We start from the raw sequence: 24,883 nt of genomic DNA on the forward strand, positions 1-24,883 counted from the left end.
GCCAGTTAGCGCGCCCGGGCGGGCGCTCGTCTAGAAGTTTTGTGCAGCTCAACCAAACAGCCCGGCGGCAATGTTGATCGAGAACCCCAGAATCGCCGTATTGAACAGAAATCCGATCAACGATTGCCCCAGCACCACCTTGCGCATGGTGCGCGTGGCAACCCCGACATCCGCGGTTTGCACCGCCACGCCGATGGTGAACGAGAAGTACAGGAAGTCCCAGTAATTGGGAGTGCGCAAATCCTCGGCAAAACGCAACGCCGGCTCCGGGCCGTCCCAGGTGTAATACAGCCGCGCGTAGTGCACGCTGAAAATCACCCCGATCAGCAACCATGAGCCCACCACCGTCAGGCCGGTAAAGCCGTAGTGCAACAGGCGTTGGCTATCGCTCAGGTCCTTGGTGCCCACCAGGTTCAAGGTGATGGTCGCCAGGCTGGCAATCGCCGCGATGCACACCATGAACAGCACCAGGCCGGCGTTCTCGTCCTCGATCTCGGCGATGCGTTTTACATCGTCGGCGCGGGAGTGGCTGGTCAGCCAGAGCATCAGCACCAGGTAGGTCCAGACGCCTGCGTTCCAGCCGATGAGGATTTTGCTGATGATCGTATCGGCCGGAGCCAGGAGGCCCACCGCCAGGCCCAATACGGCGGCGGTGGACAGGCGAGGGTGGGTGCGGGCGAGGAAGGGCATGGGAACTCGATGGGCCAGGGTTTGCGTTACCTTAGCCCACCTGAGTCCTTTGTTCAGCTGTCTTTGTGGCGCTTTTTCACCAGCTTCATCACCACCACGAAGAACACCGGCACAAACACCACTGCCAGCGTCGCGGTAACCATCCCGCCGATCACCCCGGTGCCGATCGCCTGCTGGCTCGCCGAGCTGGCACCGGTGGCGATCGCCAGAGGCACCACGCCGAGGATGAACGCCAGGGACGTCATGATGATCGGCCGCAGACGCAGGCGTGCAGCCTTGAGCGTGGCATCGATCAGGTCTTCGCCCTGGTCATACAGGTCCTTGGCGAACTCGATGATCAGGATCGCGTTCTTTGCCGACAGGCCGATGATGGTAATCAGGCCGACCTTGAAGAACACATCGTTGGGCATCCCGCGCAAGCTCACGGCCAATACCGCGCCGAGCACGCCGAGGGGCACCACCAGCAACACCGAGGTCGGAATCGACCAACTCTCATACAAGGCCGCCAGGCACAGGAACACGATCAGCAGCGACAAGCCGAGCAACAGCGGTGCCTGGGAGCCGGACAAGCGCTCCTGCAACGACAGGCCAGTCCATTCCTGGCCGAGGCCCGCAGGCAACTGGCTGACCAGGCGCTGAATCTCTTCCATCGCCTCGCCCGTACTGTGGCCCGGCGCCGATTCACCGGAAATCGCGATGGCCGGATAGCCGTTATAACGCGTCAACTGGGCAGGGCCCTGGATCCAGCGCGCTTCGACGAAGGCCGACAGCGGCACCATCTTCCCGGCGTTGTTGCGCACATGGATTTTCATCAGGTCCGCCACCTGGCTACGCTGATCACCTTCGGCCTGCACCACCACCCGCTGCATGCGGCCCTGGTTGGGGAAGTCGTTGATATACGCCGAGCCGATGGCCGAGGACAGCACGTTGCCGATGTCGGCAAAGGAAATGCCCAGGGCGTTGGCTTGCTTGCGGTCAACTTCCAGCTGCACCTGAGGCGCCTCGGCCAGGGCGCTTTCACGCACGTTGGCCAGGATCGGGCTTTTCTCGGCGGCGGCCAGCAGTTCGGTACGGGCCTCCATCAATGCGGCATGGCCCACGCCACCCCGGTCTTGCAGGCGGAACTCGAAACCACTCGAGGTGCCCAGGCCATCCACCGGCGGCGGCAAAATCGCATAGGCAATCGCGTCCTTCAGCTCGGTAAAGGCCGCGTTGGCACGGTCTGCAATGGCGGCGGCGGAATCCTTGCTGCTGCGTTCCGACCAATCCTTGAGCGTGGTAAATGCCAGCGCTGCGTTCTGCCCCGAGCCGGAGAAGCTGAAGCCCATGATCATCGTGGTATCGCCCACACCCGGCTCGCCGGCGTTATGCGCCTCGATCTGCTCGGCCACCTGCACCGTGCGGTTCTTGCTCGCACCCGGCGGCAGTTGGATGTCGGTGATGGTGTAGCCCTGGTCTTCCACCGGCAGGAAGGAGGAGGGCAGGCGGGCGAACAACACCCCAAGACCCACCACCAGCACCAGATAGATCAGCAGGTAGCGGCCACTGCGCTTGAGGGCGTAGGCCACCCAGCCTTCATAGCGGTCGGTGAACTGCTCGAAGCGCCGGTTGAACCAGCCGAAGAAGCCGCCTTTCTCATGGTGCTCGCCCTTGGCAATCGGCTTGAGCAAGGTGGCGCACAGGGCCGGGGTCAAGGTCAGGGCGAGGAACGCCGAGAACAGGATCGAGGTGGCCATCGACAACGAGAACTGCTGATAGATCACGCCCACCGAACCCGGCATGAACGCCATCGGCAGGAACACCGCCACCAGCACCAGCGTGATGCCGACAATCGCCCCGGTAATCTGGCCCATGGCCTTGCGCGTAGCCTCTTTGGGCGACAGGCCCTCGGTGACCATGATCCGCTCGACGTTCTCCACCACCACAATCGCATCGTCCACGAGGATACCGATGGCCAGCACCATGCCGAACATGGTCAGCACGTTGATCGAGAAGCCCAGCAACAGCATCGTCGCAAAGGTACCCATCAAGGCGATCGGCACCACCAGCGTCGGGATCAGCGTGTAGCGGATGTTTTGCAGGAACAGGAACATCACCGCAAACACCAGCAACATCGCCTCGCCCAGGGTATACACCACCTTGGTGATCGAGACCTTCACGAACGGCGAAGTGTCGTACGGGATCTTGTACTCGACGTTGGCCGGGAAGTAGCGCGCCAGTTCGTCCATCTTCGCCCGCACCAGGGTCGCGGTGCTCAAGGCGTTGGCACCGGGCGACAGTTGCACGCTGACGGCGGTGGACGGCTTGCCGTTCAGGCGGGTGGAGAACTGGTATTCCTGGCTGCCGATTTCCACCCGTGCCACGTCACCGACGCGCACGGTTGAACCGTCCGGATTGGCCTTGAGCACGATGTAGGCAAATTCAGCCGGGGTCGACAGCTGGCCTTTCACCAGGATCGACGCGGTGATTTCCTGGGTCTTGGTACCCGGCAAATCACCAATGCTGCCCGCCGACACCTGGGCGTTCTGCGCCGCGATGGCCGCGTTGACGTCCGCGGGGGTCAGGTTGAAACCGATCAGCTTCTGCGGGTCGATCCAGATTCGCATTGCGCGCTCGGCGCCGTACAGCTGGGCCTTGCCCACGCCGTCCAGGCGCTTGAGTTCGTTCATCACGTTGCGCGCCAGGTAATCGCTGAGCGCCACGTCATCGAGCTTGCCGTCGCTGGAGGTCAGGGTGACCAGCAGCAGGAAGCCGGCGGAAACTTTCTCCACCTGCAAGCCTTGCTGCGTCACGGCTTGGGGCAGACGCGGCTCCACGGCCTTGAGACGGTTTTGCACGTCAACCTGGGCCATCTCCGGGTCGGTGCCCGGCTGGAAGGTCGCGGTGATGGTGGCCGAACCGAGGCTGCTCTGGGATTCGAAATACAGCAGGTGATCGGCGCCGTTAAGCTCTTGCTCGATCAGGCTGACCACGCTTTCGTCCAGGGTTTGCGCAGAGGCACCCGGGTACACGGCGTAGATCTCGACTTTCGGCGGCGCGACGTTGGGGTACTGCGCCACCGGCAACTGCGGGATGGCGAGGGCGCCGGCCAGCAGGATAAACAGGGCGACCACCCAGGCGAAGATCGGGCGGTCAATAAAGAACTGCGGCATTGTGAACTATCCCTTTCTTACTGGCCGGATGCCTGGGCGATGGGCGCGGGGCTGTCGTCAACCTGGACTTTTTCGCCAGGGCGGGCGTGTTGCAGGCCTTCGACGACGATACGGTCACCAGCCTTGAGGCCGCTGTTGACCACCCAGCGGTCATTGACCACCGAGCCCAGTTCCACCGGTTGCTGGCTCACGGTTTGCTCGGCGTCCAGCAGCAACACCATCGGAATCCCGGCGCTGTCGCGGGTGATCGCCCGCTGCGGCACGCTGATGCCTTGCTGGTCGACGGCTTGCTCCAGGCGTACGCGAATAAAGCTGCCGGGCAGCAGGTCGAGGTCCGGATTGGGGAATTCGCTGCGCAAGATGATCTGCCCGGTGCCCGGGTCGACGCTGATCTCGGCGAACAGCAACTTGCCCGGCAGCGGGTACAGGCTGCCGTCATCCTGGATCAGCGTGGCCTTGGCCTGGTCCTGGCCGACTTGCTTCAAGTGCCCGGCGCGAAAGGCCCGGCGCAGGTCGTTCAGCTCGCGGGTGGATTGGGTCAGGTCGGCATGGATCGGGTCCAGTTGCTGGATCAGCGCCATCGGCGTGGCTTCGTTCTGGCCCACCAGGGCGCCTTCGGTCACCAGCGCGCGGCCGATGCGCCCGGAAATCGGCGCGGTGACCGTGGCATAGCCCAGGTTCAACTTGGCCCGCTGTACGGCGGCCTGGTTGGCGGCCACATCGGCTGCGGTTTGCCGGGCGGCGGCGCGGGCGTTGTCGTATTCCTGGCCGCTGATGGCGTTGCCTTCCACCAGTTGGCTGTAGCGCTGCTCTTGCAGGCGTGCCTGGAACGCATTGGCCTCGGCCTTGCGCAGGCTGGCCTGGGCGCTGTCGAGGTCGGCCTTGAACGGCGCCGGATCAATCCGGAACAGCACATCGCCCTGTTTCACGTCGTGACCTTCCTTGAACACCCGCTGCAACACCACGCCGGCCACCCGGGCGCGCACTTCGGCGATGCGCGGCGCGGCAATGCGCCCGCTCAGTTCGCTGGTGATGGACAGGGGCTTGGCTTCAAGGGTTTCGATCCGCACCTTGGCCAGCGGTGCCTCGGCAGCTTCGTCCGCCGACTTGCCACACGCGCTCAGCGCCAGTGTCAGGGCCAACAGGCAAAACGGCGCAAACAGATTCTTCGACATGCTCATATCCCAATATTGACTGGCGCATCCTACGGTCGCCCCCGCCACAGTGCTGTGAAGCTCTGTAGGTGGTGTGTGAAGAAATGTAAGGTGCGGCCCACAGATGCACGCGGGCGTATATCCTTCATAACCGCCGAACCTTACACGATCTTCCTGACACCGAAGATCAAATGTGGGAGCGGGCTTGCTCGCGAAAGCCGTGTTTCAGTTAACGCATACGGCGCCTGACACACCGCTTTCGCGAGCAAGCCCGCTCCCACATTGGATTTGCGTACTACTCAGAAATTGTATTATTTGGAAATACCATGCCCAACATTCTTCTGGTGGAAGACGACGCCGCGCTCTCCGAATTAATCGCCAGTTATCTGGAACGCAACGGCTATCACGTCAGCGTGCTCAGCCGTGGCGACCATGTGCGTGAGCGCGCGCGGCTCAATCCACCGGACCTGGTGATCCTCGACCTGATGCTGCCGGGCCTCGACGGCCTGCAAGTCTGCCGGTTGCTGCGGGCCGACTCGGCCACGCTGCCGATCCTGATGCTTACCGCTCGGGACGACAGCCACGACCAGGTGCTCGGCCTGGAAATGGGCGCCGACGACTACGTCACCAAACCCTGCGAGCCCCGGGTATTGCTGGCCCGTGTACGGACCCTGCTGCGCCGCAGCAGCCTCACCGAACCCCAGGTGGCCAACGACCAGATCCTGATGGGCAATCTGTGCATCGACTTGTCGGAACGCACCGTGACCTGGCGCGACCAGCCGGTTGAGCTGTCCAGCGGTGAATACAACCTGCTGGTGGTGCTGGCCCGGCACGCCGGCGAAGTGCTCAGCCGCGACCAGATCCTGCAACGCTTGCGAGGCATCGAATTCAACGGCACCGACCGCTCGGTGGACGTGGCGATCTCCAAGCTGCGGCGCAAGTTCGACGACCACGCAGGCGAGGCGCGCAAGATCAAGACGGTATGGGGCAAGGGCTACCTGTTCAGCCGTTCCGAGTGGGAATGCTGAGCCATGTTTCGCGTCCTGATTCGGCTGTACCTGATCACCATCGTCACCTTCGCCGCCGCGATCTACCTGGTTCCGCGGGCGGTGATCCAGCTGTTTGAACACCGTTACATGAGCTACAACATCGAGCAGTCCCGGGGAATGCAAAGCCTGATCGTCAAGGAATACCAGCGGGTGCCGGTGGAGCAGTGGGCCAATGTCACCGTGCGCCTGTCGGCGGATTTTGCCCCGCTCAAGGTGCAACTGCTGCGCATCCAGGACGCCAGCTACACCCCGGAAGAGCAGCGCCTGCTCGAAAAGGACCAGATGGTGGTGCGCCTGGGGGAGTGGGGCTGGGCGGACGACGTCAGTTCACCCCTGGACGACCAGCTGGTGGTCAAGGTCTCGGTCCCGCCGGACCCGCTGGACATGAACCTGTTGTACTGGAGCATGAACGTGCTGATCGGCGCGGCGCTGCTGGCGTGCCTGCTGTTCTGGCTACGGCCCCACTGGCGCGACCTGGAACGCCTGAAAAACACCGCCGCGCAACTGGGGCAAGGCAACCTTACGGCCCGCACAAAAATCCCCCCCAGCTCCAACATCGGCAGCCTGGCGGCGGTGTTCGACACCATGGCCAACGACATCGAACAGTTGCTCAATCAACAGCGTGATTTGCTCAATGCGGTCTCCCATGAACTGCGTACGCCACTGACCCGCCTGGACTTCGGCCTGGCCCTGGCGCTGTCCGACGACCTACCTGCGGCCAGCCGCGAGCGCCTGCAAGGGCTGGTGGCGCACATTCGTGAGCTGGACGAGCTGGTGCTGGAGCTGCTGTCTTACAGCCGCCTGCAAAACCCGGCGCAAACACCCGAGCAGGTGGAAGTGGTGCTGGATGAGTTCATCGACAGCATCCTGGGCAGCGTCGACGACGAGCTGGAAAACCCGGATATCGTGATGGATGTGGTGCTGGATTGCGCGGTGGAGCGCTTCACCCTGGACCCGCGCCTGACCGCCCGGGCACTGCAAAACCTGCTGCGCAACGCCATGCGCTATTGCGAGCGGCGGATTCAGGTAGGCGTGAAGGTGTGCCCCAAGGGCTGTGAGATCTGGGTGGACGATGACGGCATTGGTATTCCGGTCGATCAGCGGGAGCGGATCTTCGAGCCGTTCTACCGGCTGGACCGCAGCCGTGACCGCGCCACTGGCGGGTTTGGACTGGGCTTGGCCATCAGCCGGCGGGCGCTGGAGGCCCAGGGCGGAACCCTTACGGCAGAAGCCTCGCCGTTGGGCGGCGCCCGGTTCCGGCTCTGGCTGCCGAGCTGAAGAACACCACAAAACCATTGTGGGAGCTTCATCGGTCTTCAGTCCCGCTTTTGGCGCATGCACAGCCTTACCTGCCGTCACACACCCTTGATATAGTTCGGCCCTTATTCCAGCCGCCAGTCAAGGATCACTGCCATGTCCGAATACCAAGCCTTTGTCGTCGAACTCAGCGGCAACGTCGCCCATGTGCAGCTCAACCGCCCGGAAAAGATCAACGCGATGAACGCAGCGTTCTGGACCGAGATCATCGACATCTTCCAATGGGTCGAAGACACCGACGCGGTGCGTGCCGTAGTCATCAGTGGCGCCGGCAAGCATTTCTCCTCCGGCATCGACCTGATGATGCTGGCCTCGGTGGCCAACGAATTCGGCAAGGACGTAGGCCGTAACGCGCGTCTGCTGCGGCGCAAGATCCTCGAACTGCAAGCTTCCTTCAACGCCGTCGACACCTGCCGCAAGCCGGTACTCGCCGCGATCCACGGCTACTGCATCGGCGGCGCCATCGACCTGATCAGCGCCTGTGACATGCGCTACGCCGCCGAAGACGCGCAATTCTCCATCAAGGAAATCGATATCGGCATGGCCGCCGACGTCGGCACCCTGCAACGCCTGCCGCGCATCGTCGGCGACGGCATGCTGCGCGAGCTGGCCTACACCGGCCGCCAGTTCGGTGCCGAAGAGGCCCGCAGCATCGGCCTGGTGAATCGCGTGTACAGCGATCACCAGAGCCTGCTGGCCGGCGTGATGGACATCGCCCGGGAAATTGCTGCCAAATCCCCGATCGCGGTCACCGGCACCAAGGCGATGATCAGCTACATGCGCGACCACACGATCAATGACGGCCTGGAATACGTTGCCACCTGGAACTCAGCTATGTTGCAATCCAACGACCTGCGCGTGGCCATCGCGGCCCATATGAGCAAGCAGAAACCCGACTTCGTGGATTGACTGAACATGACCCCAGGCTGGATTACCACAACGCTGCTGGACAACGACGCCCCGGGCGGCTGGGCCGTGGCCCGCAGCCGTGAAGGCTTTTTACACGACCAGAACGGCCCGCTGTTTCCCCGGGAATGGCTCAAGCGCCAGGACCTCTCGGTGTTTGCCGAGCACGGCATCGGCCATCTGGACGGCGAGCCGGTGTACCTGCTGGAGCTCAATAGCCCAGCCGATGTACCGGGTTGCGGCTGGCAGGGCCTGCGGGCGTTCATGCTGCAAGGCGACCACACGCTGTACAAAGTTCTCGGCTACGCCGCGCAAATCGGCACCTGGGCCCGTGAACACCGCTTCTGCGGCAGCTGCGGCCAGGCGATGGTGCAGGTGCCACGGGAGCGGGCGATGTTCTGCCAGGCCTGTGACCTGCGCAGCTACCCGCGTATCTCGCCGAGCATGATCGTGCTGGTGACCCGTGGCGACGAGATCCTGCTGGCCCGTTCGCCGCGCTTTGTCACAGGCGTCTACAGCACCCTGGCGGGGTTTGCCGAGCCGGGTGAGTCGGCCGAGGACTGCCTGATTCGCGAAGTGCGTGAAGAAGTGCAGGTGGAGGTCAGGAACATCCAGTACATGGGCAGCCAGTGCTGGCCGTTCCCGCACTCGATGATGCTGGGCTTTCACGCCGAGTACGCCGGCGGCGACATCGTGCCCCAGGCCGACGAGATCGAAGACGCGCAGTGGTTCAATATCCATGAGCTGCCGCCGTTGCCGGCGTCCCGCTCGATTGCGCGCTACCTGATCGACCTCTACCTGGCCCGTCGCTTAGGCCACGCTGAACCAGTGCTGCCAGGCTAGGCGCACCGTCAGGCCGAGCACGACGGTGATGAACACCGGGCGAATGAACTTGGCGCCGCCGCTGATGGCGCTGCGTGCGCCAAAGAACGCGCCGCACATCACCGATATGCCCATGCACAGGCCGACAATCCAGTCCACCGAGCCATTGAAAATGAACACCGTCAGCGCCGCCGCGTTGCTGACGAAGTTCATGCTGCGCGCCACGCCACTGGCCTTTACCAGGTCGATGGGGTGCAACAGCATGGTGCTCACGGTCCAGAAGGCCCCGGTGCCGGGGCCGGCCACGCCATCGTAGAAGCCCAGGCCGAAGCCTTGGGTGGATTGCCATTTCTTCTTGATCGGCGCGTCGTTATCCAGCGCCGCCTTGGGCGTGCCGCCGAACAGCAAATACAAACCGCAGCCGAACACAATCACCGGGAGCATCTTGTTCAGGGTTTCGGCGGGCAGGTAATGGGCGACGACGGCGCCGGTGAGTGCGCCGATCAGCGTGCCGACGATGGCATGCACCCACTGGCGCGGATGAAACAGCTTGCGCCGGTAGAAGGTAAAGCTGGCGGTGGCCGAGCCGAAGGTGGAGCTGAGTTTGTTGGTGCCCAGCACCAGGTGGGGCGGCATGCCGGCAGTCAGCAGGGCAGGCGTGGTGAGCAGGCCGCCACCGCCGGCGATGGCGTCGATGAAACCGGCGATAAAGGCAACCACGGCGAGGATCGCCAGGGTGGTGAGGTCAACGCTGAGTTCGAAGGGCATGGGCAAGACTTAGTCGGCAAGGCGCAGCAAGGGCTGCGCGAAAGGCCGGTATCTTACCGATTAGCGTGTGGGCCTGCGACTATGATCGTTCCCACGCTCTGCGTGGGAATGCCGTATTGGACGCTCCGCGTCCTGCTGCCGCAAGGGTGACGCAGAGCGTCACGGGATGAATTCCCAATGTGGGAGCGGGCTTGCTCGCGAATGCGGTGGATCAGCCACTCTATCCGGTGACTGACACTGCGCATTCGCGAGCAAGCCCGCTCCCACATTTCAACCGTGCCCGCTTGGCTATTTATGTGTTTCGACCCACTCCAGTGCGGTACGCCAGATGCAAATCCCCAGGAAGTACGCCGACATCAGCAACCACAGGCCCAGGGTCAGGCGATTGGTGTACGGGAAATCGATCACCAGCAGCAGGCTGCACAGCAACCAGATAGTGGTCACTGCGATATTGAGCGGCATGAAGCGCTTGACCCGGAACGGGTGCAGGAACTTCATCGGCGTGACGGTCAACAGCGCCAGGACGATCACGGTGAGCAAGGTGATCCAGGCATCCGGCTGGATGATGTAGACGCACAGCGCGACCACGTTCCAGGCGGCGGGGAAGCCCTGGAAGTAATTGTCCTTGCTCTTCATGTTGACGTTGCAGAAGCAGAACAGCGACGACACCAGAATCACCGACACCGTAAACAACGGGGTGAAGTCCGGCAGGGCGATATAGCGATAGATAAACAACGCCGGAATAAACACGTACGTCAGGTAATCAATCACCAGGTCCAATACCGAGCCGTCGAAGCTTGGCAGCACCGTTTGCACGTTCACTCGTCGCGCGAGGGAGCCGTCCACCCCGTCCACGATCAGGGCCAGGCCCAGCCACAACAGGCAGGCCTTGGGCTGGTTGTCGAGCAGTGCCAGGGTGGCCAGGAAGGCCAGTACTACGCCGGTCGCGGTAAAACCGTGGGCGCCCCAGGCCTTGAGACGGGCTACATGCAGGGTCGATATCACAGGGGCGTTCTCCAAAATGGTGAAACAGGGCAGCCGACGGGGTAACACCGTCGAATCTGGCCAGAGTGTGCAGGTATCGACCGGGAAGGGTGGGATAAGGTTCACCACCCGGCGTAATGGTAAGCGTAGCAAGCGTAGGACGTTTCGGCATCAGCCTTGGCGAAACACCAACGCTTTTAAGCCGCTTTGCGGGTCGATATCGGGAAATTCCGGCGGGTTTTCCAGCCGCTGCTCAAAGCGCAGGCCAGGCGCTTCGCGGGTTACGCCGTCGATCAGGAAGTCTTCGCCGAACGCCGGGTCGTTCATGCACGCCAGTACTGTGCCTTGAGCCGTGAGCAAATCCGGCAGGCGGCGCAGTACGCGCTGGTAGTCTTTGGTCAGCAGGAAACTGCCTTTCTGGAACGAGGGCGGGTCGATGATTACCAGGTCGTACGGGCCACAGTTGGTGACCTTGGCCCAGGACTTGAACAGGTCGTGGCCGAGGAAGGTCACCTTGCTCAGGTCATGGCCGTTCAGGCGGTGATTGTCGCGACCACGGCTCAGTGCGCCACGGGCCATGTCCAGGTTCACCACATGCTCGGCGCCGCCTTCGATGGCGGCCACGGAAAACCCGCAGGTGTAGGCGAACAGGTTCAACACCCGCAGGCCTTGAGCCTGTTCACGCACCCAGTTGCGGCCATAACGCATGTCGAGGAACAGCCCGCTGTTCTGTTTTTTGCCCAGGTCGATCAGGTAACGCAGCCCGCCCTCGGTGATGGTCAGTTCGTCAACGGCCTCGCCCAGCAGCCACTCGGTGGTGCTTTGCGGCAGGTAACGGTGTTGCAGTGCCACGGTGTGAGCGCCGTAGGACGACCAGTCGATCTGCACCAGCATCTGCTTCAAGGCCTCAAGTTCGGCGGCCCCGGGCTCCTTGAACAGCGAGACCAGCACCACCCCTTGCAGCCAATCCACCGTCAATTGCTCCAGGCCAGGCCAGCAGCGGCCACGCCCGTGGAACAGGCGCCGGGTTTCGGCAGGGACAGTTTGCAGTGCGTTCAGCAAATGGGTGTGCAGGGTGGCGAGTGCGTCTGGGTTCATCGGGCAGCGTCGGTCATTGAGCGGGCGGCATTTTAAACACAATTGCGGGGTTTTCGGGGCTTCAAGCACAACGTGCTTTGAATTGGTCGATTGGCAGTGATTTGTGCTCAAAAGGCTGCGAGAGGCTGCGTATAACAGTCAAAAAATCCCCTGGCGCCGACATAAACTGGAAAAAAAGCCCGGAGGTGCCCATGAACGGTTTCGCGAGTGCAGTGAGTCAGACAGCGATGGACCAGGAAGAACTGGCCGAATGGCGCGATGCCCTGGCCTCCCTGGTGGCCAACGCGGGACCGGAGCGGGCGCGAGAGATCCTCGACATGCTGGCGGAGGCCGGCGGCGCGCCGCACATCGCCTGGAAACCCCGGCACGGCACGCCCTATATCAACAGCATCGCCGTGGAGCAGCAACCGCCGTTCTCCGGCGACCTGGCCACCGAAGAGCGCCTGGCCTCGGTGGTGCGCTGGAACGCGCTGGCCATGGTGGTACGCGCCAACCAGGCCTATGGCGAGCTGGGCGGGCATATCGCCAGCTACGCCAGCGCGGCCGATTTGTTCGAAGTGGGCTTCAACCACTTTTTCCGTGCCCGCAACGACAGTTTCGGCGGCGACCTGGTGTTCTACCAGCCGCACTCCGCCCCGGGCATCTATGCCCGCGCCTTCCTTGAAGGCCGCCTGAGCGAGGCTGACCTGGCCCACTATCGCCAGGAAATCGGCGCCGGCAAGGCAGGCGCCCGTGGCCTGTCCAGCTATCCCCATCCGTGGTTGATGCCGGACTTCTGGCAATTTCCCACCGGCTCCATGGGCATTGGTCCCATCAGTTCGATTTTCCAGGCGCGGTTTATGCGCTACCTGCAGCATCGCGGTTTGCAGGACACCACCGACCGCCACGTATGGGGTGTATTTGGCGATGGCGAGATGGACGAGCCGGAAAGCATGTCGGCCCTGACCCTGGCTGCCCGTGAAGGCCTGGATAACCTGACCTGGGTGGTCAACTGCAACCTGCAACGGCTCGACGGCCCGGTGCGGGGCAACGGGCGAATTATCGACGAGTTGGAAGCCTTGTTCGCCGGTGCCGGCTGGAACGTGATCAAGCTGGTCTGGGGCTCGGACTGGGATGCCTTGCTGGCCAAGGACACCGACGGCTCGCTGGTACGTACGTTGTCGCAGACCGTGGACGGACAGCTCCAGACCTTCGCCGCCAAGGACGGCGCGTACAACCGCGAACACTTCTTCGGCCAAAGCGAGGCGCTGTCCAAACTGGTTGAAGGCATGAGCGACGAGCAGATCGACCGCCTCAAGCGCGGCGGCCATGACATGGTCAAGATCCATGCCGCCTATCACGCCGCACGCCGGGTCACTGGCAAGCCGACGGTGATCCTGGCCCAGACCAAAAAGGGCTTCGGCATGGGCGAGGCCGGGCAGGGCAAGATGACCACTCACCAGCAGAAGAAGCTCGACCGCGATGCCTTGATCGCCTTCCGCAATCGCTTCCAGTTGCCGCTGTCGGATGAGCAGACCGAGTCCCTGAGCTTCTACAAGCCGGCCGAAGACAGCCTCGAAATGCGCTACTTGCACCAGCGCCGTGCCACCCTCGGCGGGTATGTGCCGAGCCGTAGCCAGCAGGCGCCTGCGGTGAACGTTCCGCCAGTGTCGGGTTACGCTGCGTTTGCTACCCAGGCGAACGGCAAGGAAATGTCCACCACCATGGCCTTTGTGCGCATGCTCACCAACCTGCTCAAGGACAAGGCCCTCGGCCCGCGCATCGTGCCCATCGTCGCCGATGAGGCGCGCACCTTCGGCATGGCCAACCTGTTCAAGCAGATCGGCATCTATTCCAGTGTCGGCCAGCGCTACGAGCCGGAAGACATTGGCTCGATCCTCAGCTACCGCGAGGCCACCGACGGGCAGATCCTTGAAGAAGGCATCAGCGAAGCCAGCGCCATCAGCTCCTGGGTAGCGGCGGCCACCAGCTATTCGGTGCATGGCCTGCGGATGCTGCCGTTTTACATCTACTACTCGATGTTCGGTTTCCAGCGCGTCGGCGACCTGATCTGGGCCGCCGCCGACCAGCGTGCCCGTGGCTTCCTGCTGGGCGCCACCGCCGGGCGCACCACCCTGGGCGGCGAAGGCTTGCAGCACCAGGATGGCAGCAGCCACCTGACCGCTGCCACCGTGCCCAATTGCCGCGCCTACGACCCGGCGTTTGCCGGTGAATTTGCGGTGATCCTCGACCACGGCATGCGCCAGATGCTGGAGCACGATGTGGACGAGTTCTACTACGTGACCCTGATGAACGAAAACTACCCGCAGCCGAGCCTGCCGGAAGGTGTCGAAGCGGCAATCATCAAAGGCATGTACCGGCTTAGCGGGCAGCCCGATGGCAAGGTTCGCTTGCTCGGCTCGGGCACGCTGGTGCGTGAAGCCCAGGCAGCGGCGCAATTGCTGGCGGACGATTGGCAGATTGAAGCTGAAGTCTTCAGTGTCACCAGCTTCAGCGAACTGGCCCGAGACGCCCGGGAAGTGGAACGCTGGAATCGCCTGCATCCGCAACAGCCGGTGCGGCACAGCCATCTGGCGGCCTGTTTGCCAAAGGGCGCGCCGGTGGTGGCGGTTTCTGACTATGTAAGGGCGGTGCCGCAGATGATTGGGTCGTACGTGGATTCGGCGTACACCGTGCTGGGGACGGATGGTTTTGGTCGCAGCGATACCCGGGCGGCATTGCGGGATTTCTTTGAGGTGGACCGGCATCACATTGTGCTGGCGGCACTGACAGCGTTGGTGGAGCAGGGGAGTCTGGAGCGGGGAGTGTGTCAGCAGGCGATCGAGCGGTACGCGTTGCAGACCGATCGCGAGCCGTCTTGGGCCTCCTGAGCGAAGAAGATCAAATGTGGGAGCTGGCTTGCCTGCGATAGCGGCGGGTCAGCTTGCATCTTTTGTGACTGATACACCGCCATCGCAGGCAAGCCAGCTCCCACATTTTTTCGTGGTGCGGCTTAGAGCGTGGCTATCAACGGCGCCCCAAACGACTCCCGCAGAAACCCCGGCGCGATGTACCGCTCGTAATGCGCCTCGGACAACAGAAAAAACTCCCGATCAATCGCATCCCGCAAATCTGCCAGACTTCGCTCGCGAAACTCCGGCAACAGCGCCAACCCATACGCATCCAGCTTCGAAATCACCCGCGCGCCCCGGGCAATCAACTGGTACGCCCAGCAATACGGCGACTGGTGGGGCACAAACCGGATCTTGCGGTCTTCCAGTTGCTGGCGCAAACGCTGCGGGTCCAGCACCTGCAGCTTGCTGGTCATCACCTGCACCAGCAGGTGTTCCAGGCGCAACCACACCGCCTGTTTCTCCTCGGCGTTGTAGCCGTTCCACTGAATCACTTCATGGTGGTAACGCTTGCAACCCCGGCACACCAGGTCTCCGTAGACGGTGGAGCACAGGCCGACGCAGGGTGTCTTGATGGTTTGATTGGGCATAAATAACGACTGCTTTTCTAATCAAGAAAACGTGGGTTCATTTTCAATCCGGGGATGAAAGTGTTAGCGCGTTTTGTCGGTTCTTCTTTGTGGCTGAGCGAGTAAAGATGGTCGCATTCCACACGGAGTACCCATCATGAAAACCACCCTGAAACCCCTGGGATACTGGCTCTGCGCAGTGATGATTGCTGTCGCGAGCAGCGTATCCGCAAGCCCGCCTTCTAACGGAGTTACCGTCATGAACACGCCACTGGTATCGATCGCAGTCCTCAAGGCCAAACCCGGTAAACAACAGGCGCTCAAGGACGGCTTGTTGTCGCTGGTGGAGCCTACGCGGACGGAACCCGGGAACCTTGACTATGTGCTGTTTGAACTGCGGGACGAACCCGGCACGTTCTACATGCGCGAAGCCTTCAAGGACCAGGCGGCACTCGATGCGCATTTTGCGACGCCGTACTTTCAGCGGTTTGCCGCAACGGCGGATGATTTGCTCAGCGAGCCATTGAAGCTGATATTTCTTGAGCAAGTCTCGCACTGAACATTGCCCCTGGGCCGCCGTTCAGCGGCCCAGAGGCCAGGTTGTCAGTCCCAGCTCAGCGCGCCGCCGGTCTGGTACTCGATCACACGGGTCTCAAAGAAATTCTTCTCTTTCTTCAAGTCCATGATTTCGCTCATCCACGGGAACGGGTTGGTGGTGCCTGGGTATTCTTCTTTCAAACCAATCTGCGACAGACGACGGTTGGCGATGAACTTGAGGTAGTCCTCCATCATCGCCGCATTCATCCCCAACACCCCACGTGGCATGGTGTCACGCGCGTATTCGATTTCCAGCTGAGTCCCTTGCAGGATCATCTGGGTCGCTTCTTCCTTCATCTCGGCATCCCACAAATGCGGGTTTTCGATTTTGATCTGGTTGATCACATCGATGCCGAAGTTCAGGTGCATCGACTCATCCCGCAGGATGTACTGGAACTGTTCGGCCACGCCGGTCATTTTGTTGCGACGGCCCATGGACAAAATCTGGGTGAAGCCGCAGTAGAAGAAGATGCCTTCCAGGACGCAGTAGTACGCGACCAGGTTACGCAGCAATTCTTTGTCGGTCTCGACGGTGCCGGTTTCGAACTTCGGATCGGAGATCGAACGGGTGTACTTCAAGCCCCAAGCCGCTTTCTTCGCGACCGATGGAATCTCGTGGTACATGTTGAAGATCTCGCCTTCATCCATGGCCAGCGATTCGATGCAGTACTGGTAGGCGTGGGTGTGGATCGCTTCTTCGAAGGCCTGGCGCAGGATGTACTGGCGGCACTCCGGGTTGGTGATCAGGCGGTAAACAGCCAGTACCAGGTTGTTGGCAACCAGGGAGTCAGCGGTGGAGAAGAAGCCGAGGTTGCGCATCACGATGCGGCGTTCGTCGTCGGTCAGGCCTTCAGGGTTTTTCCACAGCGCGATGTCGGCGGTCATGTTGACCTCTTGCGGCATCCAGTGGTTGGCGCAGCCGTCGAGGTACTTCTGCCAGGCCCAGTCGTACTTGAACGGCACGAGTTGGTTGAGGTCGGCGCGGCAGTTGATCATGCGCTTTTCGTCAACGGCGACGCGGGCGGCGGAACCTTCCAGCTCGGCGAGGCCTTCGGCGACGTCGAGTTTGTCGAGGGCGGCCTTGGCGCGGATGATCGCGGCGGAGTCGCTGGCGGTCACGTTACGTGCTTCAAGGGCAGCGGCAGCGCCGGCACCGTCGAGGCGATCCATGTTGGCTTCGGTGGCGTGGCCGGCGTTGGCGCCTCGGATGACTACGTCACCGGTGTCTGGTTGATCTGCTTCATCCCAACTCAGCATTGAATTGCTCCTTCGTGGTCCGTTTGACGGCGTGGGCTTCGATTCACCCAGCGTGTTCAAAAATGTGCGTTTTGCAGGCTTCAAGGCATTGAAATACAGCTCACAGTGTGGTCGGCATTCAGCGTTCTTGCACACTATGTAGTGGTTGTCTGTGTTTGTGGGCACACTATATGGGGTGTAACAACGATGGTCAACGCACAAGATGTACGGTCTTGAGTGGCTGGCATGACGTGGGTCAGCTATAAAGGCCGGGATCATTGACTCCAATCAGGACCTCAAGGGAATGAACAATCTGCTGATCCGCGCCGCCCGTCTGGAAGACGCCGAGGGCATTTTCCAGGTGCATAAAAACTCCGTCGAAAACCTCTGCAACGCCGATTACGGCCCGGACCAGATCAACATGTGGCTCGACGGCCGCTCGCCCGAGACCTATCGCGAAGCGATCATCGCCGGCAACTTCTGGCTGGCCTGCACCGATACGCTTCAGGGCTTCGTGGAAATCGACGGCCATGAAGTCAGCAAACTGTTTGTCCGGGGTGAAGCCGCGGGGCAGGGCGTTGGTGCCCGATTGCTGCGCGAGGCCCTTCAGCATATTGAAGCCGCCGGCCATCCCAAGGCGTACCTCGAAGCAACCCTCACCGCCGAAAAATTCTACGCTGCTTTCGGCTTTCGCAAGATTGGCGAGGGCACCTTCAGCCGGGGCAACAGTCCGGTCTCCATTGAGATCATCAAGATGGAGCGTGCTTTCCAGGGGGCATGAGAAAAACTCACACCCCCATGACTTTTAATGGTTACGGCCGCCACCCGGGCCAGTGCTAAAAATTCGCCAACCAGCTCCCCATAACAAAAAAGAGCGTTTGCGAAATGAAAGCACTTGATCTGTACATCGGCGAAGGCTTCGAAGGCCCAGGCGTCAATGCTGCCCACATCAACATCCTGATCGGCCCACGCAACGGCCCGGCCGGCCAGGCGTTCGCCACCAGCCTCGCATCGCCAAGCCAGGGCCATTGCCCGTTCATGGTGATTGCCCAGCCGAACATGCCGGTCAAACCCATGACCCTCTACGTCAACAAGGCCGCCATCGGCAGCGACTTGCACGGCAATGCCACCTGGGGCGCGTCCCAGGCCGGGATCGCCAAGGCGGTGCTCGAAGCCTTGCTCGACGGCACCCTGCCGCCGGAAGCCGAGGACGAGTGGGCCATCGTCACCGCCAATTGGGTCAACTCGGCCTGCGATGACCTGGATGCGGTCTACCTGAACAACTACAACGCCTGCCGCACCGCGATCCGCGCCGCCCTCACAGGCTTGCCCCACACCGCGCAACTGGCAGACGTGGTCAACCACATCAGCAACCCTTTCTACGCGCCAAAAGCCTGAGGACACCCCCATGCAATACATTCGTTTGGGCAACTCCGGCCTGCAAGTCTCGCGCCTGTGCCTGGGCACCATGAACATGGGCACCCCGGACTGGAAACCGTGGATCTTCGATGAGAAGCAAAGCGAACCCATCGTCGCCCACGCCCTGGACAACGGCGTCAACTTCATCGACCTGGCAGACTTCTATTCCGCAGGCGTCGGCGAAGAAGTGGTAGGGCGCATCCTCAAGCGCGTTGCGCGCCGTGAAGACATCGTGGTCACCACCAAGGTCGGCTACGGCACCCGCAGCGGCATCAACGCCAGCGGCCATTCGCGCAAGCACATCATGGACAGCATCGACGCCTCCCTGAGTCGCCTGGGCATGGATTACGTCGACGTGTTCATGCTGCATTACTTCGACGTGAACACCCCGGTGGAAGAAACCATGGGCGCCCTCAACGACATCGTGCGTTCCGGCAAGGCGCGCTACATCGGCGTATCCACCATGCTCACCGGGCAACTGGCAAAAATCCTCATGGCTTGCGAACGCAATGGCTGGGTCAAGCCGATCAACATGCAACTGCAACTGAACTGTGCCTACCGCGAAGAAGAGCGCGAGATGATCCCGTTCTGCCGCGACCAGGGCCTGGGCGTCTCGGTGTTCAGCCCGCTGGCCCGTGGCTTGCTCACCGGTGAAGTGCAGTCGACCCGCAACCAGACCGACTTCTTTACCCAGCAGATGTACAGCGACCAGGCGTCGTTCGATATCGCCCACTCGGTGCAACGCGTGGCCCGTGCCCGTGGCGTGTCCAACGCGCAGATCGCCCAGGCGTGGGTAGCCAACCACCCGGGTGTGGACGTGATGCTGGTGGGCGCCGACACCACCGCGCAATTTGATAGCGCGCTTGCAGCCCTCGACACCCAATTGGATGCCGAAGAACTGCACGAGCTGGAACGCAACTACACGCCGTGCGATGTGATCAACGACTACACCGCCGGCAAACGCATCCTGCGCAGCGCCCGTCCGGGCCTGGACCGCTTTAACCTGATAGAGGCCGTGGCATGAACCCGCTGATTCGCACAGGCAATTTCATCGATGGCCAATGGTCCAGCGGTGGGCCGGTTTACCCGGTGCTCAACCCGGCCAATGGCGCGCAGATCGCCGAGGTGCAACGCGCCGGAGCCGAGGAAACCAACCTGGCCATCGCCGCCGCCAACCGTGCGTTGCCGGCCTGGCGCAAGCTCACCGCCAAGGAACGCAGCCAGCGCCTCAAGCGCTGGAGCGACTTGATGCTGAGCAACCAGAAAGACCTGGCCCACCTGCTCAGCCTCGAACAGGGCAAGCCGCTGGCCGAAGCCATGGGCGAAGTGGTCTACGCCGCGAGCTTCCTGGAGTGGTTCGCCGAAGAAGCCAAGCGCGCCTATGGCGACGTGATCCCGAGCCACAAGGCCGATGCGCGGATCATCGTGACCAAGGAAGCGATTGGCGTGGTCGCGGCGATCACCCCGTGGAACTTCCCGCTGGCCATGGTCACCCGCAAGGTCGGCCCGGCGCTGGCGGCGGGGTGCACGATGATTCTCAAACCGTCGGAAGAAACCCCGTTGTCGGCCTTTGCCCTGGCGGTGTTGGCGGAACAGGCCGGGATTCCCGCCGGCGTGTTCAACATCGTGTCCGGCGATGCCGTGGCCATCGGTGGCGCACTGCAAGCCTCCAGCATTGTGCGCAAGCTGTCCTTCACTGGCTCCACCCGCACCGGCAAGCTGCTGATGCGCCAGGCGGCCGACACCCTGAAAAAGGTCTCCTTGGAATTGGGCGGCAACGCGCCGTTTATCGTGTTTGACGATGCCGACCTGGACGCCGCCGTCAAAGGCGCCATGGCTTCCAAATTCCGCAACACCGGTCAGACCTGCGTCTGCGTCAACCGCTTCTTCATCCAGGACGGTGTGTACGATGCGTTCACCCGCAAGCTGGCCGAAGCGGTCTCCGCGATGCGCGTCGGCAGCGCCCTGGAGGGCGAAACCGAACAAGGCCCGCTGATCAACGCCGCGGCCCTGGCCAAGGTCGAAGCTCACGTTGGCGATGCCCTGGAGAAAGGCGCCAAGCTGCTGTGCGGCGGCCGTCGGCATGCGTTGGGTGGGACGTTCTTCGAACCGACCATCCTCACCGAAGCCCACGGCGAGATGCTGATTGCCCAGGAAGAAACCTTCGGCCCGGTGGCGGCCTGCTTCCGCTTTACAGATGAAGCCGAAGTGCTGCAACGGGCGAATGACACGCCGTTTGGCTTGTCGGCCTACTTCTACAGCCGCGACATCGGCCGCGTATGGCGCATGGCCGAAGGTCTGGAAGCGGGTATGGTCGGGATCAACGAAGGGATCATCTCCACCGAAGTTGCGCCGTTTGGCGGGATCAAGGAGTCGGGGCTGGGGCGTGAAGGTTCCAAGTACGGCCTGGAGGATTACCTGGAGATCAAATACCTGTTGATGGGCGGCCTCTGACCCCATTCATCCAAACAACACCGATCCAATGTGGGAGCTGGCTTGCCTGCGATAGCGGTCTGCCAGCCCCCCATGATCCAACTGACCCACCGCCATCGCAGGCAAGCCAGCTCCCACAAAAAAGCCCACACATCACCATCGGCTTGCCCGCTGTTACTCCGTCAAGAACAAAAATATGGAGAACACCATGTCCACCCCATCCATCAAGATCGACGACCTGCCCATCGGTCGCTTCCACCTTAAAATCGCCGGCCTGACCTTCGGCGCCCACTTCACCGACGGCTATATCCTCGGCCTGATCGGCATTGCCTTCACCTTGCTCAGCCCACAGATGCACTTGGACGCCTTCTGGCAAGGCTTGATCGGCGCTTCGGCCCTGATCGGGCTGTTTATGGGCAGCCTGTTTTTTGGCTGGATCTCCGACACCCTCGGCCGGCAGAAAATCTTCCTGGTCAGCTTCGTCCTGATCACCGTGGCCTCGGTGATGCAGTTCTATGCCGAAACCGCCATGGGGCTGCTCCTCTGCCGCGTGTTGATCGGCATCGGCCTGGGCGGCGATTTCAGCGTCGGTCACGCGATGCTCGCCGAGTTCTCGCCGAAGAAGCATCGCGGTGTGCTGCTCGGCTCCTTCAGCGTGGTCTGGACCGTTGGCTACGTGGCCGCGACCTTTGTCGGCACCGCCATGCTCAGCCTGGGCGATGACGCCTGGCGCTGGATGCTGGCCTCGTCGGCGATCCCCGCCGGGCTGATCCTGATCGCCCGCATCGGCACCCCCGAGTCGCCGCGCTGGCTGGTCAACAAAGGCCGGATTGCCGAAGCTCGGGCTATCGTCAAAAAACACCTCGGCGAACACGTGGTACTCGATGAAGAACCGTCGACGCAAACCCGCTCCGGCTACGGCGTGCTGTTCAGCCGCGAATACCGCAAGCGCACCGCGTTCAACTGCCTGTTCTTCGTGTGCATCGTGATGCCGTACTTCGCCATCTACACCTTCCTGCCGTCGATCCTGCAGAAGATGGGCCTCGCTGAAGGCTTTGGCACCGAGTTGCTGCTTAATTTGCTGCTGATTATCGGCGCCTTGATCGGCATCTGGTGCACCGTGAAGTTCTCCCGGCGCGGGTTCCTGATCAACTCGTTCATCATCCTGGCGGCAGCGCTGTTCCTGCTGGCGGTATTGCCGGGGAGCATGGCGTGGTTGATGGTGCTGACGTTCGGGGTGTTCACTCTCGTGCTGTCGGCCGTGAGCAACCTGGTGGGCGTGTTCCCGGCTGAGAGTTTTCCGACTGAAGTGCGGGCCAGCGGGATTGGCCTCGCCACGGCAGTCAGCCGCCTGGGTTCGGCGGTGAGTACCTTCCTGTTGCCGGTGAGTGTGGCCGGGATCGGCCTGAGCCCGACCATGGGCATCCTCGCCGCTATCCTGGTGCTGGGGGCGATCATCTCCTGGGCCTGGGCGCCGGAAACCAAGGCGTTGACCTTGAGCCAGGCGTGCAAGGCCGAAGCACCGGTGTCAGGGATTGCTCACCCGGTTCAACCACTGCGTAAACAAGCGCACCTTGGATAAACCCTGCTTGTCACTCGCCACATCCAGCCAATAGCCATAGGGGCCGATCACCTCCACCGGGGTGATCGGCAGCAGGCTGCCATTCGCCAGTTCGCGCTCGATCATCTGCCGGTCGATCACCGCCAACCCACCGCCGGCCAGTGCGGTGTGGATCACCTGGTCCAGGGTGCTGAATTCCAGGCCCTGGTCCGCATCGATGTCCTCCCGGCCCATGGCCGCCAGCCAGTTCTCCCAAACCTTCAAGCGCTTGCCGTCATGCAGGATGTGCAGCAGGGGAAAGCGCCGCAGGTCAGGTGGCTGACCGTCGCTGAACAGTTCCGGGCTGGCGACGGCGATGTGGCGTTCCATGACCAACAGTTCACTGCTGCAATGCGTGGACGGTTCCAGGCCGAAGCGGATCTGGCAGTCGATTTCCGCCAGGCTCGCGTGGCTGCTCTGGTGGGTGACGCTGAGGTTGATATCCGGGTAGCGCTCGCAAAACCTGCGCAGGTGGGCGGACAGCCAGCGGGTGGCCCAGGTCGGCGGGGCGACAATGCGCAGGCGCTGGCGCAGGTTGGGCACGCGTACGGCGTGGAGGGCGCGTTCGATATGGTCGAAGGCATCGCTCAAGTGCGGGGAGAGGGCGAAGCCGGCTTCGGTCAGGGACAGGCCCTGGGGCGTGCGGATGAAGAGGGCGACGCCGAGGTAGTCTTCCAGTTGTTTGATCTGGCGGCTGACGGCGCCTTGGGTGACGTTGAGGCCCACGGCGGCCTGGCTGAAGCTGCGGTGGCGGGCGACTTCTTCGAAGACGCGGAGCATGTTGAGGGCGGGCAGTTGGCGCATGAAATGGATTCCACACCTGTTGTTTTTATGGTGTCAGTACTGACGCTATCGCAGGCAAGCCAGCTCCCACATTTTGACCTCGGCGCCGATCAAATGTGGGAGCTGGCTTGCCTGCGATAAGGCCAGTTAAAACGCTGGAGATCTTAAGTCAGAAGTAGTACCCAATGTTCATATATAACTGATTCTCCCACTGGTTACTCCCCCCAGCCCCCAGGCTCTCGGTATAGCTGCTCCCGCCAATATACGGATCATTCTTGCCGATCAACCACTCCGTCGCTACCCACAATTTACTGACCGAAAACGACGTTCCCAAAATCACCCGCTGCGACGTCTTGAACTGATCCTCGGATTTATCAAACGCACTGTAGTTGGCATACAGCTTCACGCCGCTGATCTGGTCAAACAGGTACTTGCCGCCCACGTCGTAGCTCAAGTCCGCCACATACAGATTACCCCGGCTGGCCACGTTGAAGGTGCCGTCGTACCCGCCCAACGTCACCACACTGTCGGTGCCGGGGTTGCGTGGCGACATCTGCTGGCGTGCCGCCTGCAATTGCACGCCCCATGGCCCGTTCTTGCCCAGGTAGTGGATCGCCACCGCGTTGCGCCGGCCATCGTCGTTGGTGTCCTTGTTCTCCAGGGTGGAGGTCAGGCCGGAAAGCCCCACTTCCGATTTCCAACCACCCAGGTCCATGGCCTTGGCCACCCGCACCACCACGGTATTGCGTTCCTGGTTATTGCTGCCGTCGCCCACGTAGCTGTCGGCCTCGGAGATCACGCTGGAATAGGTCACGCCCTTGCTCGTGCCTTTGCCTTGCCACGCGGGGCGCAGGTAGTAACCGGCCTGGATGTTCCAGTCGCCGCTTTGCTGGATGTACTTGGCGCCCACCTGCTGCACATCTTCCAGGCCGATGACGTTACCCAGGGTCTCGTAGAAAGTGCTGCCGAAGTACGGCTGCAAACCAAACGGCACGGTGTTAAGGCCCACTTGCACCTGCTGGTCGGGGTTGAATTTGTAGCCCACCCAGGCGAACTTGGCGAACTGGATATCGCCGTAGTTCTTGGTGTACTGGTACGGGTAGGAGCGCCCGTAGAACCGGTACTGCGCCTCGCCGATCCAGGTGTCGGAGTTGTACTTGGCGCTGAGGAACGCGGTATCCAGGCCGAACTTCTGGATGCCGCGATCCGGGTCGTAGTCCCAACGGGCGCGTATGGCGCCGCCGAGGTCCAGGTTGTCGGTGACTTGCACGGCCATGGCCGGTGCCGCAAGGGCGCCGAGCACAGGGACCAGGGCGATGTAACGAAGGGTTGGTCGCATGGTTTTGCTCTCGTTATTGGTTATTTTTTGGCAACAGCAGCCCCTTGCCGCAGCGAACGCTGCGACGCGGGGTAAA

The 24,883-nt window shown here is 62.0% G+C and carries 21 protein-coding genes; 11 read left to right on the plus strand and 10 right to left on the minus strand.

Annotated elements, in window-relative coordinates; all coding sequences use genetic code 11:
- Positions 1 to 48 precede the first annotated feature (48 nt).
- From BLU46_RS30515 to BLU46_RS30525, 3 genes are read right to left on the minus strand one after another with little or no spacing between them, the layout of a single operon-like run.
- Positions 49 to 690, minus strand: a complete 642-nt coding sequence (locus tag BLU46_RS30515; RefSeq protein ID WP_017477410.1) for a DUF1345 domain-containing protein — start codon at positions 688 to 690, stop codon at positions 49 to 51.
- A 53-nt stretch (positions 691 to 743) separates the two neighbouring features.
- Positions 744 to 3,842: an efflux RND transporter permease subunit gene (locus BLU46_RS30520; protein ID WP_093209376.1), complete on the minus strand. Its 3,099-nt coding sequence runs from the start codon at positions 3,840 to 3,842 to the stop codon at positions 744 to 746.
- Between the two features lie 17 nt (positions 3,843 to 3,859).
- Positions 3,860 to 5,017: an efflux RND transporter periplasmic adaptor subunit gene (locus BLU46_RS30525; RefSeq protein WP_063033955.1), complete on the minus strand. Its 1,158-nt coding sequence runs from the start codon at positions 5,015 to 5,017 to the stop codon at positions 3,860 to 3,862.
- 305 nt (positions 5,018 to 5,322) lie between these two features.
- Between BLU46_RS30525 and BLU46_RS30530 the strand changes: the two genes are divergently transcribed.
- The 4 genes from BLU46_RS30530 (at position 5,323) to nudC (ending at position 9,111) form a co-directional block, all read left to right on the plus strand.
- Positions 5,323 to 6,024, plus strand: coding sequence for a response regulator transcription factor (locus tag BLU46_RS30530; RefSeq protein ID WP_003214048.1), 702 nt, complete (start codon positions 5,323 to 5,325; stop codon positions 6,022 to 6,024).
- A 3-nt stretch (positions 6,025 to 6,027) separates the two neighbouring features.
- Positions 6,028 to 7,323, plus strand: coding sequence for an ATP-binding protein (locus BLU46_RS30535; protein ID WP_093209379.1), 1,296 nt, complete (start codon positions 6,028 to 6,030; stop codon positions 7,321 to 7,323).
- A gap of 135 nt (positions 7,324 to 7,458) precedes the next feature.
- On the plus strand, positions 7,459 to 8,271 hold the full coding sequence (locus BLU46_RS30540; RefSeq protein ID WP_093209382.1) for a crotonase/enoyl-CoA hydratase family protein: 813 nt from the start codon (positions 7,459 to 7,461) through the stop codon (positions 8,269 to 8,271).
- A 6-nt stretch (positions 8,272 to 8,277) separates the two neighbouring features.
- Positions 8,278 to 9,111 (plus strand): NAD(+) diphosphatase, encoded by an 834-nt coding sequence (nudC, locus tag BLU46_RS30545; RefSeq protein WP_063029560.1) that lies wholly within the window; start codon positions 8,278 to 8,280, stop codon positions 9,109 to 9,111.
- Here nudC and BLU46_RS30550 read toward each other — a convergent pair.
- From BLU46_RS30550 to BLU46_RS30560, 3 genes are all read right to left on the minus strand, one after another.
- Entirely contained in the window at positions 9,079 to 9,858 is a 780-nt protein-coding gene (locus BLU46_RS30550) for a TSUP family transporter (protein ID WP_093209385.1), read from the minus strand. The two genes, nudC and BLU46_RS30550, sit on opposite strands and share 33 nt — an antisense overlap.
- 288 nt (positions 9,859 to 10,146) lie before the next feature.
- On the minus strand, positions 10,147 to 10,863 hold the full coding sequence (gene pcsA / locus BLU46_RS30555) for a phosphatidylcholine synthase (protein ID WP_063029564.1): 717 nt from the start codon (positions 10,861 to 10,863) through the stop codon (positions 10,147 to 10,149).
- 150 nt (positions 10,864 to 11,013) lie between these two features.
- Entirely contained in the window at positions 11,014 to 11,940 is a 927-nt protein-coding gene (locus BLU46_RS30560; protein ID WP_093209388.1) for a class I SAM-dependent methyltransferase, read from the minus strand.
- Positions 11,941 to 12,131: 191 nt separating this feature from the next.
- Between BLU46_RS30560 and mdeB the strand changes: the two genes are divergently transcribed.
- Complete coding sequence (mdeB, locus tag BLU46_RS30565) at positions 12,132 to 14,810, plus strand: alpha-ketoglutarate dehydrogenase (RefSeq protein ID WP_093209391.1); 2,679 nt, start codon at positions 12,132 to 12,134, stop codon at positions 14,808 to 14,810.
- A 122-nt stretch (positions 14,811 to 14,932) separates the two neighbouring features.
- Here the strand turns inward: mdeB and BLU46_RS30570 are convergent, their stop codons facing one another.
- Positions 14,933 to 15,421, minus strand: coding sequence for a DUF1289 domain-containing protein (locus BLU46_RS30570; RefSeq protein WP_093209394.1), 489 nt, complete (start codon positions 15,419 to 15,421; stop codon positions 14,933 to 14,935).
- A 238-nt stretch (positions 15,422 to 15,659) separates the two neighbouring features.
- Between BLU46_RS30570 and BLU46_RS30575 the strand changes: the two genes are divergently transcribed.
- The gene (locus BLU46_RS30575; protein WP_093209397.1) at positions 15,660 to 15,959 is read left to right on the plus strand and encodes a putative quinol monooxygenase; all 300 of its coding nucleotides are present in this window, start codon (positions 15,660 to 15,662) and stop codon (positions 15,957 to 15,959) included.
- Positions 15,960 to 16,003: 44 nt separating this feature from the next.
- Here the strand turns inward: BLU46_RS30575 and BLU46_RS30580 are convergent, their stop codons facing one another.
- Positions 16,004 to 17,254, minus strand: a complete 1,251-nt coding sequence (locus tag BLU46_RS30580) for a ribonucleotide-diphosphate reductase subunit beta (RefSeq protein ID WP_008432895.1) — start codon at positions 17,252 to 17,254, stop codon at positions 16,004 to 16,006.
- A 283-nt stretch (positions 17,255 to 17,537) separates the two neighbouring features.
- Here BLU46_RS30580 and BLU46_RS30585 point away from each other — a divergent pair, with 283 nt between their 5' ends.
- The 5 genes from BLU46_RS30585 (at position 17,538) to BLU46_RS30605 (ending at position 22,667) form a co-directional block, all read left to right on the plus strand.
- Positions 17,538 to 18,014, plus strand: coding sequence for a GNAT family N-acetyltransferase (locus BLU46_RS30585; RefSeq protein ID WP_093209400.1), 477 nt, complete (start codon positions 17,538 to 17,540; stop codon positions 18,012 to 18,014).
- Between the two features lie 104 nt (positions 18,015 to 18,118).
- Positions 18,119 to 18,631, plus strand: coding sequence for a formaldehyde-activating enzyme (gene fae, locus BLU46_RS30590; protein ID WP_093209402.1), 513 nt, complete (start codon positions 18,119 to 18,121; stop codon positions 18,629 to 18,631).
- 10 nt (positions 18,632 to 18,641) lie between these two features.
- Positions 18,642 to 19,676 carry an aldo/keto reductase gene (locus BLU46_RS30595; RefSeq protein WP_093209405.1) on the plus strand — a complete coding sequence of 345 codons (1,035 nt, stop codon included), beginning with the start codon at positions 18,642 to 18,644 and terminating at the stop codon, positions 19,674 to 19,676.
- Positions 19,673 to 21,106: an NAD-dependent succinate-semialdehyde dehydrogenase gene (locus BLU46_RS30600; protein ID WP_063029578.1), complete on the plus strand. Its 1,434-nt coding sequence runs from the start codon at positions 19,673 to 19,675 to the stop codon at positions 21,104 to 21,106. The genes BLU46_RS30595 and BLU46_RS30600 overlap by 4 nt, the downstream gene beginning before the upstream one ends.
- 187 nt (positions 21,107 to 21,293) lie before the next feature.
- Positions 21,294 to 22,667 (plus strand): MFS transporter, encoded by a 1,374-nt coding sequence (locus BLU46_RS30605; protein WP_093210220.1) that lies wholly within the window; start codon positions 21,294 to 21,296, stop codon positions 22,665 to 22,667.
- Here BLU46_RS30605 and BLU46_RS30610 read toward each other — a convergent pair.
- Both BLU46_RS30610 and BLU46_RS30615 read right to left on the minus strand, forming a co-directional pair.
- Positions 22,614 to 23,489: a LysR substrate-binding domain-containing protein gene (locus BLU46_RS30610; protein WP_093209408.1), complete on the minus strand. Its 876-nt coding sequence runs from the start codon at positions 23,487 to 23,489 to the stop codon at positions 22,614 to 22,616. The two genes, BLU46_RS30605 and BLU46_RS30610, sit on opposite strands and share 54 nt — an antisense overlap.
- A 148-nt stretch (positions 23,490 to 23,637) precedes the next feature.
- On the minus strand, positions 23,638 to 24,807 hold the full coding sequence (locus BLU46_RS30615; protein WP_093209411.1) for a hypothetical protein: 1,170 nt from the start codon (positions 24,805 to 24,807) through the stop codon (positions 23,638 to 23,640).
- Positions 24,808 to 24,883: the final 76 nt, after the last annotated feature.

It is taken from the genome of Pseudomonas yamanorum (genome assembly GCF_900105735.1).
Taxonomy (GTDB): Bacteria; Pseudomonadota; Gammaproteobacteria; order Pseudomonadales; family Pseudomonadaceae; genus Aquipseudomonas; species Aquipseudomonas yamanorum.